Here is a 14,666-nt window from a genome sequence, read left to right on the forward strand (position 1 = left end):
GGCACCGTGGCCGAGCAGCTCGACCCGGCCGAGCGGACGGGGATCGTCCGCGACGGCCTCGGCGTGGGGATCGCGACCGGGGCGTACGGCACGTCCTTCGGCGCCGTCTCCGTGGCGGCCGGCCTGGACGTCTGGCAGACCTGCGTCCTGTCACTGCTGATGTTCACCGGCGCCTCGCAGTTCGCGCTCGTCGGTGTGGTCGCGTCCGGCGGCGCCCCGATGTCCGGCGCCCTGACCGCCCTGCTGCTCGGCACCCGCAACACGCTCTACGGCCTTCGGCTCGCCCCGCTGCTGGGGTACGCCGGGTGGCGCCGCGCGGCCGCGGCGCACCTGGTCATCGACGAGTCGACGGCGATGTCGGTGACCCGCGAGAGCCGGCCGGCCGCGCGGCTGGGGTTCCTCGTCACCGGCGGCTCGGTGTTCCTGTTGTGGAACCTCGCGACCCTCGTCGGCGCGCTCGCCGGCACCGTGATCGGCGACCCGCGCGACTACGGCCTGGACGCGGCCGTCGGCGCGGCGTTCCTCGCGCTGCTCTGGCCCCGGCTCGACACGACGCGCAACCGCGTCGTCGCCGTCGCGGCAGCCGCGGTCGCCATCGGCGCCGTGCCGCTCACGGCCGCGGGCGTGCCGGTGCTCGTCGCGGCCGGTGTCGCCCTGCTGGCCGGCGTGCTCCGCACCCGCGTCGAGCGTCCGGAGGTCGGCCGGTGACCGTCTGGGCCGCCGTCCTCGTGGCGGGCATCGGCTGCTACCTGCTCAAGCTCGCCGGCCTGTCCGTGCCCGCGAGCGTCCTCGACCGGCCGGTCGTCGCCCGGGTCGCCGACCTCATCCCGGTCGCCCTGCTCGCCGCCCTCGTCGCGGTCCAGGTCGTCGGCGACGGCCGGTCGCTGGTCGCCGACGCCCGGCTCGTCGGCCTCGGCGCGGCCGTGGTCCTGCTGGTCCTCCGCGCGCCGTTCCTGCTGGTCGTCTTCGGCTCGGCCCTCGTCGCCGCCCTCGCCCGCCTGCTCACCTGACCCGCGCGCCGCCCGGGTCGCACTCATCCACAGCCGGCGGGGCGGTGGCGGGATAGTCCGTGACGTTCCGCAGGGGTTCGTGCCCGGATCAGCACCCGAACGTCACGGACTACAGCGGCACCGGCCCCCGGACCAGGACCCAGAGGACCCAGAGGACCGAGAGGACCCAGCGAGGAACCAGCGAGGAACCAGCCGACGGTCAGGCCAGGTCGAGGAAGTGCTCGAGGCCGACGGTGAGGCCGGGGTGGTCGCCGACGGCGCGGACGCCGGCGAGGACGCCGGGGGTGAAGGAGGAGCGGTCGAGAGAGTCGTGGCGGATGGTGAGGGTCTCCCCCACCCCGCCGAGCACGACCTCCTGGTGGGCGACCAGCCCGCGGATGCGCAGCCCGTGCACCCGGATGCCGTCGACGTCCGCCCCGCGGGCGCCGTCGAGGGAGGTGCTGGTGGCGTCCGGGACCGGACCCAGCCCGGCATCGCGGCGGGCGGCGGCGACGAGCTGCGCCGTACGCCGCGCGGTGCCGGACGGCGCGTCGGCCTTGTCCGGGTGGTGGAGCTCGACGATCTCGACCGACTCGTAGAACGGGGCGGCGGCCGCCGCGAACCGCATCATCAGGATCGCCCCGATCGAGAAGTTCGGCGCGATGAGCACGCCCACGCCGGGCGCGTCGTCGAGCCAGCCGCGCAGCGTCTCGAGGCGCTCGTCGTCGAAGCCCGTGGTGCCGACGACCGCGTGGATCCCGTGCTCGATGCAGAACCGCAGGTTGTCCATGACCACGTCGGGGTGGGTGAAGTCGACGACCACCTCGGCGCCGGCGTCGACCAGCGCGCGGATGTCGTCACCCGCGTCGACCTGCGCGACGAGGTCGGTCCCGGGCGCCTCCTCGACGGCCCGGCACACCTCCGCGCCGACCTTGCCGCGTGCCCCCAGCACGCCCACCTGCACGCCCACCTCGATGTCCTTGCTCACGCGTCCACGCTAGTGGGACCGACCGGCGCACCCACCGGTCGGCCCGTTCTGGCAAGGTTGGCCACATGGCTGTGCAGGCGATCCCGGCGCGTATCCGCTGGGCTGTGGACTTCATGGACGTCCAGCCCTCCGACCACGTGCTGGAGATCGGGTGCGGACCCGGGGCCGGCGTCGAGGCGATCTGCGGCAAGCTCGAGTCCGGCAAGATGTTCGCGATCGACCGCTCGGAGTCCGGCGTCGACCGCACCAAGCGGCGCAACCAGAAGCACGTCGACGCCGGCCGCCTCACGGTGCGGCAGATCGACCTCGCCACGCTCCGCGTGCCGGTCAAGCGGCTGAACAAGGTCTTCGCGTTCAACGTGAACCTCTTCTGGGTCCGCTCCTGCCACGACGAGGTCGCGCTGCTGCACGAGCGGCTGCTGCCCGGCGGCGCGGTCTTCCTCTTCTACGAGGTCCGCTTCCCCGAGCAGGTCCCCGAGATGATCGAGAAGGCCTCCGCGTCGCTGGCCGAGGTCGGCTTCCGCGTCTCGGTCGTCGAGCAGAAGCAGCCGGCCGTCGTGGGGATCATCGGCCGCCGCTGACGCGTGGCTGAAGGCTGTGGCCTGATGACCGGTCGACATTAGGCAATTCCCTAATGTAGGCTCCGGGCATGGCGCAGACGGTCGCGGTTCTCACGATCGACCAGCAGCGCAGCCGCGCCGGCGTCGACCGGGTCCCGGAGCTGCTCGCCGCGGTCGAGGCCCTCGACGACGCGCCGCTGCTGCGGCCGTTCGAGCGCACCGCCGGCGACGAGCTCCAGGGTGTCGTCGACCGCCCCGCCACCCTCGCCGCCCTCGCCGGCGCGCTCCTCCGCCAGGACGGCTGGTACGTCGGCATCGGGCTCGGTCCGGTGGAGCAGCCCCTGCCCCCGAGCGCCCGGGCCGGTCGCGGGCCGGCGTACCTCTGCGCCCGGGAGGCCGTCACCGCGGCGAAGAACAGTCCCTGGGGGCTCCGCGTCGTCGGCGACCACCCCGACGCCCGGTCGCTCGAGACCACGCTGTGGCTGTGGGCGGCGGTCCTCGCCCGGCGTACCCAGCGGGGCTGGGAGGTCGCCGACCTCGTGGCGGAGGGGCTGACCTACGAGCAGGTCGGCCGGCGCCTCGGCATCAGCCAGTCCGCGGTGAGCCAGCGCGCCCAGGCCGCCGGCATCGTCGAGTCGCGGCGCGCACAGGAGCTCGTCGCGACCCTCGCCGACCGGGCGCTCGGGCCGGAGGCACAGGCGTGAGCGGGGCGGACCTCGGCCACCTGGTCGTCGTGCTCGTCGCCTTCGCGACGGCCGCCGCGCTGGCCGGGTGGACGCGCCCGGGCGAGCGCGTCTTCGTGCCGGTCACCGCACTCCTGCTCGCGGTCACGGCCGTCCTGGCCGCCGTGCCGACCGACGTCGTCATCGAGAACCACACCGAGACCGCGCTGCTGGTCCTGCTCGCCGGCGTCCTGGCGGTCGCCGGCGGCGGACCGGTCACCGCGCGCGTCTTCACGCTGGTCGACCGCGAGGACACCGGGGCGTCGCTACGCAGCGCCGGTGCCGTCCTGCGCGGCGGGGCGTGGATCGGCGCCCTGGAGCGGGCGGCGGTCTACGCCACGCTCGTCGCCGGGTGGCCGGAGGGCCTGGCCGTGGTGCTGGCCCTCAAGGGGCTGGGGCGCTACTCGGAGCTGAAGACCCAGGGCGAGGGCACGGCGGAGCGGTTCATCATCGGCACCTTCGCCTCGGTGCTGTGGGCAGCCGCGTGCGCGGCCGTCGTGGTGCTCGTCCGCCTCTGAGCCCGACCCGGAACCCCACCCGGAGCGCCGGAGCGCCGGCCCGCGGGCCGGCGCTCCGGGGGCCGACCTCAGGCGGGCCCGACGACGGCGAGGACCTCGGGGCGGGTGAGCACCTCGGCAGCCACCGCGCGGACGTCGTCGAGGGTGACGGCGTCGATCCTGGTCATCACCTCGTCGATGGACAGCAGCTCGTCGTAGACGAGCTCCGCCTTGCCCAGCCGCGACATCCGTGAGCCGGAGTCCTCCAGGCCCAGCACGAGCCCACCGCGGAGCTGGCCCTTGCCGCGGGCGAGCTCCTCGGCGTCGATCCCCTCGGCCGCCACGCGCGCCAGCTCGGCGCGCACGGTGGCGAGCACCTCGTCGTACTTCGCGGGCAGGCAGCCGACCGCGACGCCCACCAGACCGGAGTCGGCGTGGCTGCTGGCGAAGGAGTAGACCGAGTACGCCAGGCCCCGGCGCTCGCGCACCTCCTGGAAGAGCCGGCTGGACGTGCCGCCGCCGAGCGCGATGTTGAGCACCCCGAGGGCGAAGCGACGGTCGTCGTTGCGACCGAGCCCCTCCATTCCCAGCACGACGTTGACCTGCTCGAAGGGCCGGGTCGTGCTGGCCGTGCCCGGCGTGACCGGCAGCCACGGCTCGGCGGCGCGCGCGCCGACCGGCTCGTCGTCGCCGTCGAGGAAGCCGTGGCGGCCGAACGCCTCGGCGACCTGGGCGACCAGCACGTCGTGCTGCACCGCGCCGGCGACCGAGACGACCATCCGCGGCGCGCGGTAGTGCTCGGCGTAGAACGCCCGCACCTGGTCGGCGGTCAGCGCGGTGATCGACTCCTCGGTGCCGGCGATGTCGCGGCCCAGCGGCGCGTCGCTCCCCCACGCCTGCGCGGCGAGGAGGTTGTGCACGACGTCGTCGGGGTCGTCGTCGTGCATCGCGATCTCGTCGAGGATCACGTCCCGCTCCGCCTCGACGTCGTCGTCGGCGAGCAGCGAGCCGGTGATCATGTCGCCGAGGACGTCGACGGCCAGCGGCAGGTCCTCGTCGAGGACCCGCGCGTGGAAGCAGGTGTACTCCTTCGCGGTGAAGGCGTTGAACTCCCCGCCCACCGCGTCGAGCGCGATCGAGATGTCGAACGCCGAGCGCTCGGCGGTGCCCTTGAACAGCAGGTGCTCGAGGAAGTGCGAGCAGCCGTGCAGCGTCGCGGACTCGTCGCGCGAGCCCACCCCGACCCACACGCCGACCGCGGCGGAGCGGACGCCGGCCATCTCCTCGGAGATGACCCGCAGCCCGCCCGGCAGGACGGTACGCCGCACGGTCGAGGTCACCTGGCCGGCGGCGTCGCGCACCACCTGCAGGGTCTCGGTCCGGGCGCTGGGGCCGGTGGCCTCAGCAGTGTCGTCAGAACGGCACGACCGGCCGGCAGGAGTCTGCCGGCCGGTCGCCGTGGTCCGTGGAGCCACGATGGAGGTCAGTCCTCCTCGGTCGCCTCGGTGTCGGCGCCCTCGGTGTCCGCGGACCCCTCGGTCTCCTCGACGACGGGGACGAGCGAGAGCTTGCCCCGGTCGTCGATCTCGCCGATCTCGACCTGGATCTTCTGGCCGACCGACAGGACGTCCTCGACGGCCTCGACGCGCTTGCCGCCGGCGAGCGGGCGCAGCTTGCTGATGTGCAGCAGGCCGTCCTTGCCGGGCAGCAGCGAGACGAACGCACCGAAGTTGGTCGTCTTGACGACCGTGCCGAGGTAGCGCTCGCCCACCTCGGGCATGGTCGGGTTCGCGATGCCGTTGATCGCGGACCGGGCGGCGTCGGCGGCCTCGCCGTTCGTGGCACCGATGTAGATGGTGCCGTCGTCCTCGATGGAGATCGAGGCGCCGGTGTCGTCCTGGATCTGGTTGATCACCTTGCCCTTCGGGCCGATGACCTCGCCGATCTTGTCCACGGGGATCTTGATGGTGATGATCCGCGGCGCGGTGGACGACATCTCCTCGGGGGCGTCGATGGCCTCGGCCATGACGTCGAGGATGGTGTGGCGGGCGTCGCGGGCCTGCTTCAGCGCGGCGGCCAGCACGTCGGCGGGGATGCCGTCGAGCTTGGTGTCGAGCTGCAGCGCGGTGACGAACTCGCGGGTGCCGGCGACCTTGAAGTCCATGTCGCCGAAGGCGTCCTCGGCGCCGAGGATGTCGGTCAGCGCGACGTACTCGGTCTTGCCGTCGACCTCACCGGAGACCAGGCCCATCGCGATGCCGGCGACGGGCGCCTTCAGCGGCACGCCGGCCTGCAGCAGCGACAGCGTCGAGGCGCAGACCGAGCCCATCGAGGTCGAGCCGTTGGAGCCCATGGCCTCCGACAGCTGGCGGATGGCGTACGGGAACTCCTCGCGGTCCGGCAGCACCGGCAGCATCGCGCGGCGCGCGAGCGCACCATGGCCGACCTCGCGGCGCTTCGGCGAGCCGACGCGGCCGGTCTCGCCGGTGGAGAACGGCGGGAAGACGTACTTGTGCATGTACCGGCGCGACTTCTCCGGCGACAGCGTGTCGAGCTGCTGCTCCATCTTGAGCATGTCGAGGGTGGTGACGCCCAGGATCTGGGTCTCGCCGCGCTCGAACAGCGCCGAGCCGTGGACGCGCGGGATCACGCCGACCTCGGCGTGCAGCGGCCGGATGTCGGCCAGGCCGCGGCCGTCGATGCGGATCTTGTCGCGCAGGATGCTCTCGCGGACCAGCTGCTTGTTCAGCGCGCGGAACGCGGCGCCGATCTCCTTCTCGCGGCCCTCGAACTGCGCGCCGACCTTCTCGAGGACCGAGTCCTTGAGCTCGTCGGTGCGGTCGTTGCGCTCGGTCTTGTCGGCGATCTTCATCGCGGCGGCGAGGTCGGCCTTGGCGGCGGACTCGACGGCGGCGAAGACGTCGTCCTCGAAGTCGAGGAAGACCGGGAAGTCCTGGACCGGCTTCGCGGCGGCGGCGGCCAGCTCGGCCTGGGCCTCGCACAGCTGCTTGATGAAGGGCTTCGCGGCGTCGAGGCCGCTGGCCACGACCTCCTCGGTCGGCGCCTGGGCACCGCCCTGGACCTTCGCGAAGGTCGTCTCGGTGGCCTCGGCCTCGACCATCATGATCGCGACGTCGCCGGTGTCGGTGACGCGACCCGCGACGACCATGTCGAAGACGGCGTCCTCGAGCTGGCTGTGCGTCGGGAAGGCGACCCACTGGCCGTCGATCAGGGCCACGCGCACGCCGCCGACCGGGCCGGAGAACGGCAGGCCGGAGAGCTGGGTGGAGATGGAGGCCGCGTTGATGGCGAGCACGTCGTACGGCGTGTCGGGGTTCAGCGCGAGGACGGTGATGACGACCTGGACCTCGTTGCGCAGACCCTTCTTGAAGGTCGGGCGCAGCGGGCGGTCGATGAGGCGGCAGGTGAGGATCGCGTCCTCGCCCGGGCGGCCCTCGGACCGGAAGAACGAGCCGGGGATCTTGCCCGCGGCGTACATCCGCTCCTCGACGTCGATCGTCAGGGGGAAGAAGTCGAAGTGGTCCTTGGGCTGCTTGCCGGCGGTGGTCGCCGAGAGCAGCATCGTGTCGTCGTCGAGGTACGCCGTGACGGAGCCGGCGGCCTGGCGGGCCAGCAGGCCCGTCTCGAACTTGACGGTGCGGGTGCCGAACGTGCCGTTGTCCAGAACGGTCTCGACGGCGGAGATGACGGGGTCGGTCAAGAGGTGTGTCCCTTGTCTGTCGCGGAGCGATCCGCAGCGTCCCGCTTCAGAAGGCCGATCTTCGATCGAGGCCCGCAGGCGCGCCCCGCGGGGCGTCCTTCCTGAGGGCCACTACCGAGGACCGGGCCAGAACGGCGGGTCGCTCCTGGTGGAGGTGTTCAGTTGGAGAATCTAGCGCAGGGCGGCCGCGTGGCCGCGCTGCCCGGGGCGGACCCCGGAAAAGCAAGAGGGCCCACCAGTGGTGGGCCCTCTCCGAGTCAGCGGCGCAGGCCGAGACGCTCGACGATCGACCGGTAGCGGTCGATCTCCGTCTTCTGCAGGTAGTTCAGCAGGCGGCGGCGCTGGCCGACCAGCAGCAGCAGGCCGCGCCGGCTGTGGTGGTCGTGCTTGTGCTGCTTGAGGTGCTCGGTCAGGTGGGAGATGCGGTGGCTGAGCAGCGCGATCTGCACCTCGGGCGAGCCGGTGTCGCCCTCGGTCGTGGCGTACTCGGCGATGATCCGCTTCTTGGTCTCCGCGTCGGTACCGATCGACATGCGGGCTCCTTCCGGCCACGAGGGCCTGGTCGCTGCGCGGCGCGCCGGGGCCTGTTCACCCGGGCACTATGGTTCCGCGGCCGTTCTGACGGCGGTCGCCCTCCTTCGGGCAACCGGAGCAGACTACCGCGGGGCGCGGACCGCCCCCAAAACGCGGACCACCCGGTCGGCGGGGGCCGACCGGGTGTCCCGGTGGTCGTGCCGGGTGCTGCCTGCTGGATGGTGCCGGGTCGTGCTCAGACCGCCGGCGGCTCCTGGCGCTGCACGGTCTGCGAGCCGTCGGCGTGCGTCGTGGTCGCGACCGCGCCACCGCGGGCGCGGCGGCTGTTGAGCGTGACGGCGGTCAGGACGAGCACGAGGATGCCGCCGATCGTCATGATCCAGCCCACCATCGTGAGGTCCACGCCGCTGATCGCGTCCTCGACGGCGAGCGCGAGGATGAGTCCGACGACGAGGAGGAAGACTCCGAGTCCGTAGCCCATGACTGTCCTTTCTCAGGTGACGTCGCAGGGGTGACGTCAGGTCGAGGGACCCGGTGCCCGTCCGGACGGACGAGGAAACCGTGCGCGACCTCAGCGCAGGCGGTCGCGGAGGGCCAGGTAGACCGCGCGCACCCCGACGGCGCGCTCCATCTCGCGCAGCACGCTGCCGAAGAACTGCTCGCGGTAGGTCTCGTCGGTGACCGTCGAGACCGTCAGGTAGAGGTTCGAGAACGCGGCGAGGAACAGCGAGACCTGGAAGAGCGGCACCGACACCTGGTCGGGGTAGGGCAGGTTGCGGATCTCGCCCTCCTCGATGCCCGTCCAGGCGTACTGCACCTCGATGTCCATGACCAGGCCGCCGAAGACCAGGAAGAACACGAGCACCGTCGCGGCGAGCAGCAGCACCTGCACGGCCTGGATGACCACGAGGACGAGCACGAGGTTCCACCGCTCGAAGCCCGCGACCGTGGCGTACGCCGCCGGGTCGGCGCTGGGGTCGTCGACCAGCGCGCGGCACTCCTCCTCCAGCGGCGTGCCGTCACAGGCCCTGAGCAGGAAGTCGTCGTCGACGTCGTCGTCGGTCCGGTCCACCTCCTCGGGCAGGCGCACCAGCAGGAACGCGACGGCGAGCAGGCTGAAGAGCAGCACGACCAGCCACAGCGTGCCGGTCGACAGGCTCGCCGAGAGCTGCCACGCCTCGGCGTTGACGAAGAGGAACGTCACGAAGAGCAGGAGCAGCGGCAGCGCCCGGCTCATCATCGGCAGCAGGGTGCGCAGGCTGCCCACCCCACGGCGCAGCGCCCACACGACGATCGGGCGGGTCCGCAGCGCGGTCAGGGCGTACGCCGCCGCGCCCAGCACGCCGATCGTCAGCAGCAGCGCGGGGGCGGCGGTCACCTCGTCGGACAGCCACGCCACCGCGACGCCGCCGGCCAGGGCGACGACCACCGTGAGCACGGCCAGCGGCAGGAACCGCCGCGGCCGCAGCGCCTCCCGGGCCTGGCGCCGCTGCTCGGGCACGAAGTAGGCCAGCCCGTGCTGGAGGAACCACGCCTCGGTCGCGGCGAGCGGGTCCGGCGCCGCGGACCGACCCGCCTGCTGGTGTCCCAGGCTCACGGGACGAGCAGCTCGCGGGCGCGGCGGACGTCGTCGTCCATCTGCTCGACGAGCGCCTCGACGGACTCGAAGGCGGTCATCCCGCGGAGACGGTCCACGAACGACACCTCCACCTCGACGCCGTAGAGGTCGAGGTCGGTGCGGTCCAGGACGTAGCTCTCGACCCGGCGCTCCCGCACCCCGTCGAAGGTCGGGTTGGTGCCGACCGAGATCGCCGCCGGGAACGTCTCGCCGGTGTCGAGCCGGCGCAACCACCCGGCGTACACACCGTCGGCGGGGGCGGCGAGCAGGCCGGTCGTCGGCACGTTGGCGGTCGGGTAGCCGAGCTCGCGGCCCCGCTGGTCGCCGCGCACCACCTCGCCGCGCACGGCGTACGGCCGGCCCAGCGCCTCGGCGGCGCCGGCGACGTCGCCCGCGGCCAGGCAGGTGCGGACGTACGTCGAGGACCACACCATCGGTCCCCCGTCGAGCGGGATCCCCTCGGCCGTGAAGTCGTGGGCGCGACCGGCCTCGGCGAGGGTGGCGACGTCACCGGCGGCGCGGCTGCCGAAGCGGAAGTTCGCACCCACCACGACGGCGCGGGCGTGCAGCGCGTCGACGACGACCCGCCGGACGAACTCCTCCGGGCTCCACGCGGCGACCGACCGGTCGAAGGGCACGGCCAGCACGCCGTCCGCGCCGGCCTCGCCCAGCAGGTCCGCGCGGACCTCCATGGTGGTCAGGGTCGTGGGCGCGTGCTCGGGGCGCAGCACCGCCATCGGGTGCGGGTCGAAGGTCACCGCCACCACCGGCAGCCCGCCCAGCTCGCCGGCGATCTGGTGCGCCCGGGCCAGCACCTGCCGGTGCCCGAGGTGGACGCCGTCGAAGTTGCCGATCACCACCACGGTGCGGCCGAGGTCGCCGGGGACCTCGTCGAGCGAGCGCCAGATCTGCACGGAGGAACCCTAGACGGTGCCCCCGCAGCCTCCTGCGCTGGTCGAGCAGCGAAGGCCGCGCCCCGCTGGTTGAGCAGCGAAGGCCGTCTCGCGGCCTGAGCGTGTCGAAACCCGGTGACGGGCGCAGGGCCACGACCACGGTCACCGGGTCTTGTCGACGCCCGGCCTCGAGACACGCGCTGCGCGCCTTCCTCGACCGACCGGCCGGTGCGCTGGTCAGACGAAGACGGCGACGGGCCGGGCGACGGGGCCGCGGGGCTCGTAGAGGGCGAGGAACTCCCCCGTCGGGGCGAAGACCGCGGTGGTGCCGGCGAGCTCGACCTCGAGGCTCCGGCCGACCCGGACGTCGGCGGCCGCGCGTTCGTCCAGGTCGCGGGCCGGGAACGCCGCCCGGGCCGCGTCGGCGATCGGCAGCACTCCCCCACCCGCCTCGACGTCCTCGGCGAGCTGCTCGAGGGTGCGGGCGGCCTCGAGGTCGTAGGGGCCGACGGCCGTGCGTCGCAGCGCGGTGAGGTGGCCGCCGACGCCGAGGCGGGCGCCGGCGTCGCGGGCGACGGCCCGGACGTAGGTGCCGCTCGAGCACCGCAGGCTGATGTCGGCGTCGACGACGTCACCGAGGTGGCGCACGTCGTGCACGTGCAGCTCGTGGACGGTCACCGCGCGCGCCTGGAGCTCGACCTGCTCGCCGTCGCGGACCCGCTGGTAGGCGCGCTTGCCGTCGACCTTGATCGCCGAGACCGCGGTCGGCACCTGCTGCAGCTCGCCGACGAACTCGCCGAGCACCGAGCGGACGGTCTCCTCGTCCAGCCCCGCCGCGGAGGAGGTCGAGACGACCTCGCCCTCGGCGTCGTCGGTGGTGGTGGCGACGCCGAGGCGGACGGTCGCGGCGTACCCCTTGTCGGTCAGCATCAGGTGACCGAGCAGCCGGGTCGCCCGGTCGACGCCGAGCACCAGCACGCCGGTGGCCATCGGGTCGAGCGTGCCGGCGTGGCCGACCTTGCGCGTCCCGACGAGCCGGCGCACGCGCGACACGACGTCGTGGGAGGTCATCCCGCCGGGCTTGTCGACGACGACGAGGCCCGGGCGCACTGGGTGTCGCTGAGCGGGTGCGCTCACACCTCGTCCGGGTCGACGGGGTCGATCGGCTGCGCGGGGGCGGCCGGGTCGGCGGCCTCGGCGGCGTCGGCGGCCTCCTCGTCGGCGTCGCGCGGCTTCTTGTAGGGGTCCGGCTCGCCGGCGTACGCCTCGACCCGGCGCGCGGCGACCTCCTCGTCGAGCGCCTTGGCCCGCGCGAGCACCTCGTCGAGGTGGCGGGCGGACTCCGGGAGCGCGTCGGCGACGAAGGTCAGCGTCGGGACGTGGCGCATGCCGAGCTGCTTGCCGACCTCGGAGCGGATGAGGCCCTTGGCCGACTCCAGCGCCGCGGCGGTGCCGGCCAGCGCGGTCTCGTCGTCCTGCGCGCCCTCGCCGGTGCCGGCGAGCACGGTGTAGAAGATCGTCGCCTGCTGGGTGTCACCGGAGACGCGCACGTCGGTCACGGTGACGAACCCGAGCCGCGGGTCCTTGATCCGCCGCTCGAGCATCTCGGCCACGAGGACCTGGATCCGGTCGGCGATCTTGCGCACCCGGGGACTACTCATGTCTCTCACTCTCTCAGAACGGGTCGCAGGCCGGGACGGGCCGACCTGCGGGCGGTGCCGAAACGGCGGGTCGGCGGGTCCCCACCCGAAGGAGGGGACCCGCCGACCCGGTCGTGATCAGCTGCGGGGGATCTCCCGCATCTCGAACGCCTCGACGACGTCGCCTTCCTTGATGTCCTGGAAGTTGCGCAGGACCAGACCGCACTCGAAGCCCTCGCGGACCTCGGACGCGTCGTCCCTCTCGCGCTTGAGCGACGCGAGGTCGAGGTTGTCGGCCACCACGGAGCCGTCACGGATGACGCGCACCTTGGCGTTGCGGCGGATCGTGCCGGAGGTGACCATGCAGCCCGCGATGTTGCCGATCTTCGACGAGCGGAAGATCGCGCGGATCTCCGCCTGGCCGAGGGTCGACTCCTCGTACTCGGGCTTGAGCATGCCCTTGAGCGCCGCCTCGATCTCCTCGATCGCCTGGTAGATGACCGAGTAGTAGCGGATCTCGACGCCTTCCTTGTCCGCCATCTCGGTCGCCTTGCCCTGCGGGCGGACGTTGAAGCCGATGATGATGGCGTCGGAGGCGGCGGCCAGGTCGACGTTGGTCTCGGTGATCGCACCGACACCGCGGTCGATGACCCGCAGGGTGACCTCGTCGCCGACGTCGATCTGCGACAGCGAGTCCTCCAGTGCCTCGACCGAGCCGGACACGTCGCCCTTGAGGATCAGGTTGAGCTCCTGGCTCTTGCCCTTCTCCATGGAGGCCATGAAGTCCTCGAGCGTGCGGCGGACGCGGCGCTTGGCCTGCATGGCCGCCCGCTCGCGGGCCTCGCGCTTCTCGGCGATCTGACGGGCCATCCGGTCGTCCTCGACGACCAGGAAGTTCTGGCCCGCACCCGGCACGGCGGAGAGACCCAGGACCATCGCCGGACGCGCCGGGGTGGCCTCGGTGAGCTCGTTGCCGTGCTCGTCGAGCATCGCGCGGACACGGCCGTGGGCCGGGCCGGCGACGATCGAGTCGCCCACGCGGAGCGTGCCGCGCTGGACCAGGACGGTGGCGACCGGGCCGCGACCGCGGTCCAGGTGCGCCTCGACCACGAGACCCTGGGCGTCCTGGTTCGGGTTCGCCCGCAGGTCCAGCGAGGCGTCCGCGGTCAGCACGACCGCCTCGAGGAGGCTGTCGAGGTTGAGCCCCGACTTCGCCGAGACGTCGACGAACATCGCGTCGCCGCCGTACTCCTCGGGGACCAGGCCGTACTCGGTCAGCTGGCCACGGACCTTGGTCGGGTCCGCCTCCGGCTTGTCGATCTTGTTGACCGCGACCACGATCGGCACGCCGGCGGCCTTGGCGTGGTTGAGCGCCTCGACCGTCTGCGGCATGACGCCGTCGTCGGCCGCGACCACGAGGATCGCGATGTCGGTGGCCTGGGCACCACGGGCACGCATGGCGGTGAACGCCTCGTGACCCGGGGTGTCGATGAGCGTGATCCGGCGGAGCTCGCCGTCGACCTCGGCGCCGACCTGGTAGGCACCGATGTGCTGGGTGATGCCACCGGCCTCCTTGTCGACGACGTTGGCGTTGCGCAGCGCGTCGAGGAGCTTGGTCTTTCCGTGGTCGACGTGACCCATGACCGTGACGACCGGGGGTCGCACGACCAGGTCGGCCTCGTCGCCCTCGTCCTCACCGAACTCGAGGTCGAAGGACTCGAGCAGCTCGCGGTCCTCGTCCTCGGGCGAGACGACCTGCACGACGTAGTTGAGCTCCTCGCCGAGCAGCTCGAGCGTCGCGTCGTTGACCGACTCGGTCGCGGTGACCATCTCGCCGAGGCTGAACAGCATCTGCACCAGCTGTGCGGCGTCGACACCGATCTTCTCGGCGAAGTCGGTCAGCGAGGCGCCACGGGCCAGGCGCACGGTCTCGCCGTCGCCCTTCCGGACGCGCACGCCGCCGATGGTCGGGGCCTGCATGGCCTCGAACTCCTGACGACGCGCCCGCTTCGACTTGCGACCACGACGGGACGGGCCGCCGGGGCGACCGAACGCACCCTGGGTCTGGCCACGCTGGCCGGGGCGGTTGCCGCCGCCACCGGGACGACCGGCGAAACCGCCGGGACGACCCGGAGCACCGGCACCGGCGCCACCCGGGCCACCACGGCCCGGAGCACCCGGACGGCCGGGGCCACCGGGACGACCCGGAGCACCGGGACGACCCGGACCGCCGGGACGGCCGCCGGGGCCACCACCGAAGGCGGCCGGGGACTTCGGCATCATCGCCGGGTTCGGACGGGGCATGCCCGGACGACCCGGGGCGCCACCGTCGCGCGCGGCCGGGGGCCGCGGCGGACGCTGGTCACCGGCACCTGCGCCACCGGCCGGCGCACCGCCGGCGGGCGGGGCGGACGGGGCGGGGCGACGGCCCATGCCCTGGTTGGAGCTGAACGGGTTGTTGCCCGGGCGCGGAGCACCGGGCAACAACCCGTTCAGCTCCAACC

The 14,666-nt window shown here is 73.1% G+C and carries 15 protein-coding genes; 5 read left to right on the forward strand and 10 right to left on the reverse strand.

Annotated elements, in window-relative coordinates:
- Nucleotides 1-6 precede the first annotated feature (6 nt).
- Together G6553_RS22055 and G6553_RS22060 are read left to right on the forward strand one after the other, a co-directional pair.
- Nucleotides 7-708: an AzlC family ABC transporter permease gene (locus G6553_RS22055; RefSeq protein ID WP_166189896.1), complete on the forward strand. Its 702-nt coding sequence runs from the start codon at nucleotides 7-9 to the stop codon at nucleotides 706-708.
- Nucleotides 705-1,010, forward strand: a complete 306-nt coding sequence (locus G6553_RS22060) for an AzlD domain-containing protein (protein ID WP_166189898.1) — start codon at nucleotides 705-707, stop codon at nucleotides 1,008-1,010. Before G6553_RS22055 ends, G6553_RS22060 begins: the two co-directional genes overlap by 4 nt.
- A gap of 199 nt (nucleotides 1,011-1,209) precedes the next feature.
- Here G6553_RS22060 and dapB read toward each other — a convergent pair whose 3' ends face one another.
- Nucleotides 1,210-1,953 (reverse strand): 4-hydroxy-tetrahydrodipicolinate reductase, encoded by a 744-nt coding sequence (dapB, locus tag G6553_RS05535; protein WP_347565525.1) that lies wholly within the window; start codon nucleotides 1,951-1,953, stop codon nucleotides 1,210-1,212.
- Nucleotides 1,954-2,042: 89 nt separating this feature from the next.
- Here dapB and G6553_RS05540 point away from each other — a divergent pair, with 89 nt between their 5' ends.
- The 3 genes from G6553_RS05540 to G6553_RS05550 all read left to right on the forward strand — a co-directional run bounded on the left by G6553_RS05540 (nucleotide 2,043) and on the right by G6553_RS05550 (nucleotide 3,777).
- Nucleotides 2,043-2,558 (forward strand): class I SAM-dependent methyltransferase, encoded by a 516-nt coding sequence (locus G6553_RS05540; RefSeq protein WP_166189900.1) that lies wholly within the window; start codon nucleotides 2,043-2,045, stop codon nucleotides 2,556-2,558.
- A gap of 68 nt (nucleotides 2,559-2,626) precedes the next feature.
- Nucleotides 2,627-3,241, forward strand: a complete 615-nt coding sequence (locus tag G6553_RS05545) for a sigma factor-like helix-turn-helix DNA-binding protein (RefSeq protein WP_166189901.1) — start codon at nucleotides 2,627-2,629, stop codon at nucleotides 3,239-3,241.
- Complete coding sequence (locus G6553_RS05550) at nucleotides 3,238-3,777, forward strand: hypothetical protein (protein ID WP_166189903.1); 540 nt, start codon at nucleotides 3,238-3,240, stop codon at nucleotides 3,775-3,777. The genes G6553_RS05545 and G6553_RS05550 overlap by 4 nt, the downstream gene beginning before the upstream one ends.
- 68 nt (nucleotides 3,778-3,845) lie before the next feature.
- Here the strand turns inward: G6553_RS05550 and G6553_RS05555 are convergent, their stop codons facing one another.
- The 9 genes from G6553_RS05555 to infB all read right to left on the reverse strand — a co-directional run.
- A complete protein-coding gene (locus G6553_RS05555) occupies nucleotides 3,846-5,117 on the reverse strand; it encodes a pitrilysin family protein (protein WP_347565522.1) in 1,272 nt (423 codons plus the stop codon).
- 122 nt (nucleotides 5,118-5,239) lie between these two features.
- Complete coding sequence (locus G6553_RS05560) at nucleotides 5,240-7,477, reverse strand: polyribonucleotide nucleotidyltransferase (RefSeq protein ID WP_166189905.1); 2,238 nt, start codon at nucleotides 7,475-7,477, stop codon at nucleotides 5,240-5,242.
- Between the two features lie 257 nt (nucleotides 7,478-7,734).
- On the reverse strand, nucleotides 7,735-8,010 hold the full coding sequence (gene rpsO, locus G6553_RS05565) for a 30S ribosomal protein S15 (RefSeq protein WP_166189906.1): 276 nt from the start codon (nucleotides 8,008-8,010) through the stop codon (nucleotides 7,735-7,737).
- Nucleotides 8,011-8,246: 236 nt separating this feature from the next.
- Nucleotides 8,247-8,492, reverse strand: a complete 246-nt coding sequence (locus G6553_RS05570; protein WP_166189908.1) for a DUF6458 family protein — start codon at nucleotides 8,490-8,492, stop codon at nucleotides 8,247-8,249.
- A gap of 90 nt (nucleotides 8,493-8,582) precedes the next feature.
- On the reverse strand, nucleotides 8,583-9,608 hold the full coding sequence (locus tag G6553_RS05575) for a hypothetical protein (RefSeq protein ID WP_347565523.1): 1,026 nt from the start codon (nucleotides 9,606-9,608) through the stop codon (nucleotides 8,583-8,585).
- Nucleotides 9,605-10,543, reverse strand: coding sequence for a bifunctional riboflavin kinase/FAD synthetase (locus tag G6553_RS05580; RefSeq protein WP_166189910.1), 939 nt, complete (start codon nucleotides 10,541-10,543; stop codon nucleotides 9,605-9,607). Before G6553_RS05580 ends, G6553_RS05575 begins: the two co-directional genes overlap by 4 nt.
- 216 nt (nucleotides 10,544-10,759) lie before the next feature.
- Entirely contained in the window at nucleotides 10,760-11,632 is an 873-nt protein-coding gene (truB, locus tag G6553_RS05585) for a tRNA pseudouridine(55) synthase TruB (protein ID WP_166189912.1), read from the reverse strand.
- A gap of 23 nt (nucleotides 11,633-11,655) precedes the next feature.
- Nucleotides 11,656-12,183: a 30S ribosome-binding factor RbfA gene (gene rbfA, locus G6553_RS05590; protein ID WP_166189914.1), complete on the reverse strand. Its 528-nt coding sequence runs from the start codon at nucleotides 12,181-12,183 to the stop codon at nucleotides 11,656-11,658.
- Nucleotides 12,184-12,300: 117 nt separating this feature from the next.
- The coding region (gene infB / locus G6553_RS05595) for a translation initiation factor IF-2 (RefSeq protein ID WP_207619384.1) at nucleotides 12,301-14,666 on the reverse strand (2,366 nt) is incomplete at its 5' end.

The organism is Nocardioides sp. IC4_145 (genome assembly GCF_011250565.1).
GTDB lineage: Bacteria > Actinomycetota > Actinomycetes > Propionibacteriales > Nocardioidaceae > Nocardioides.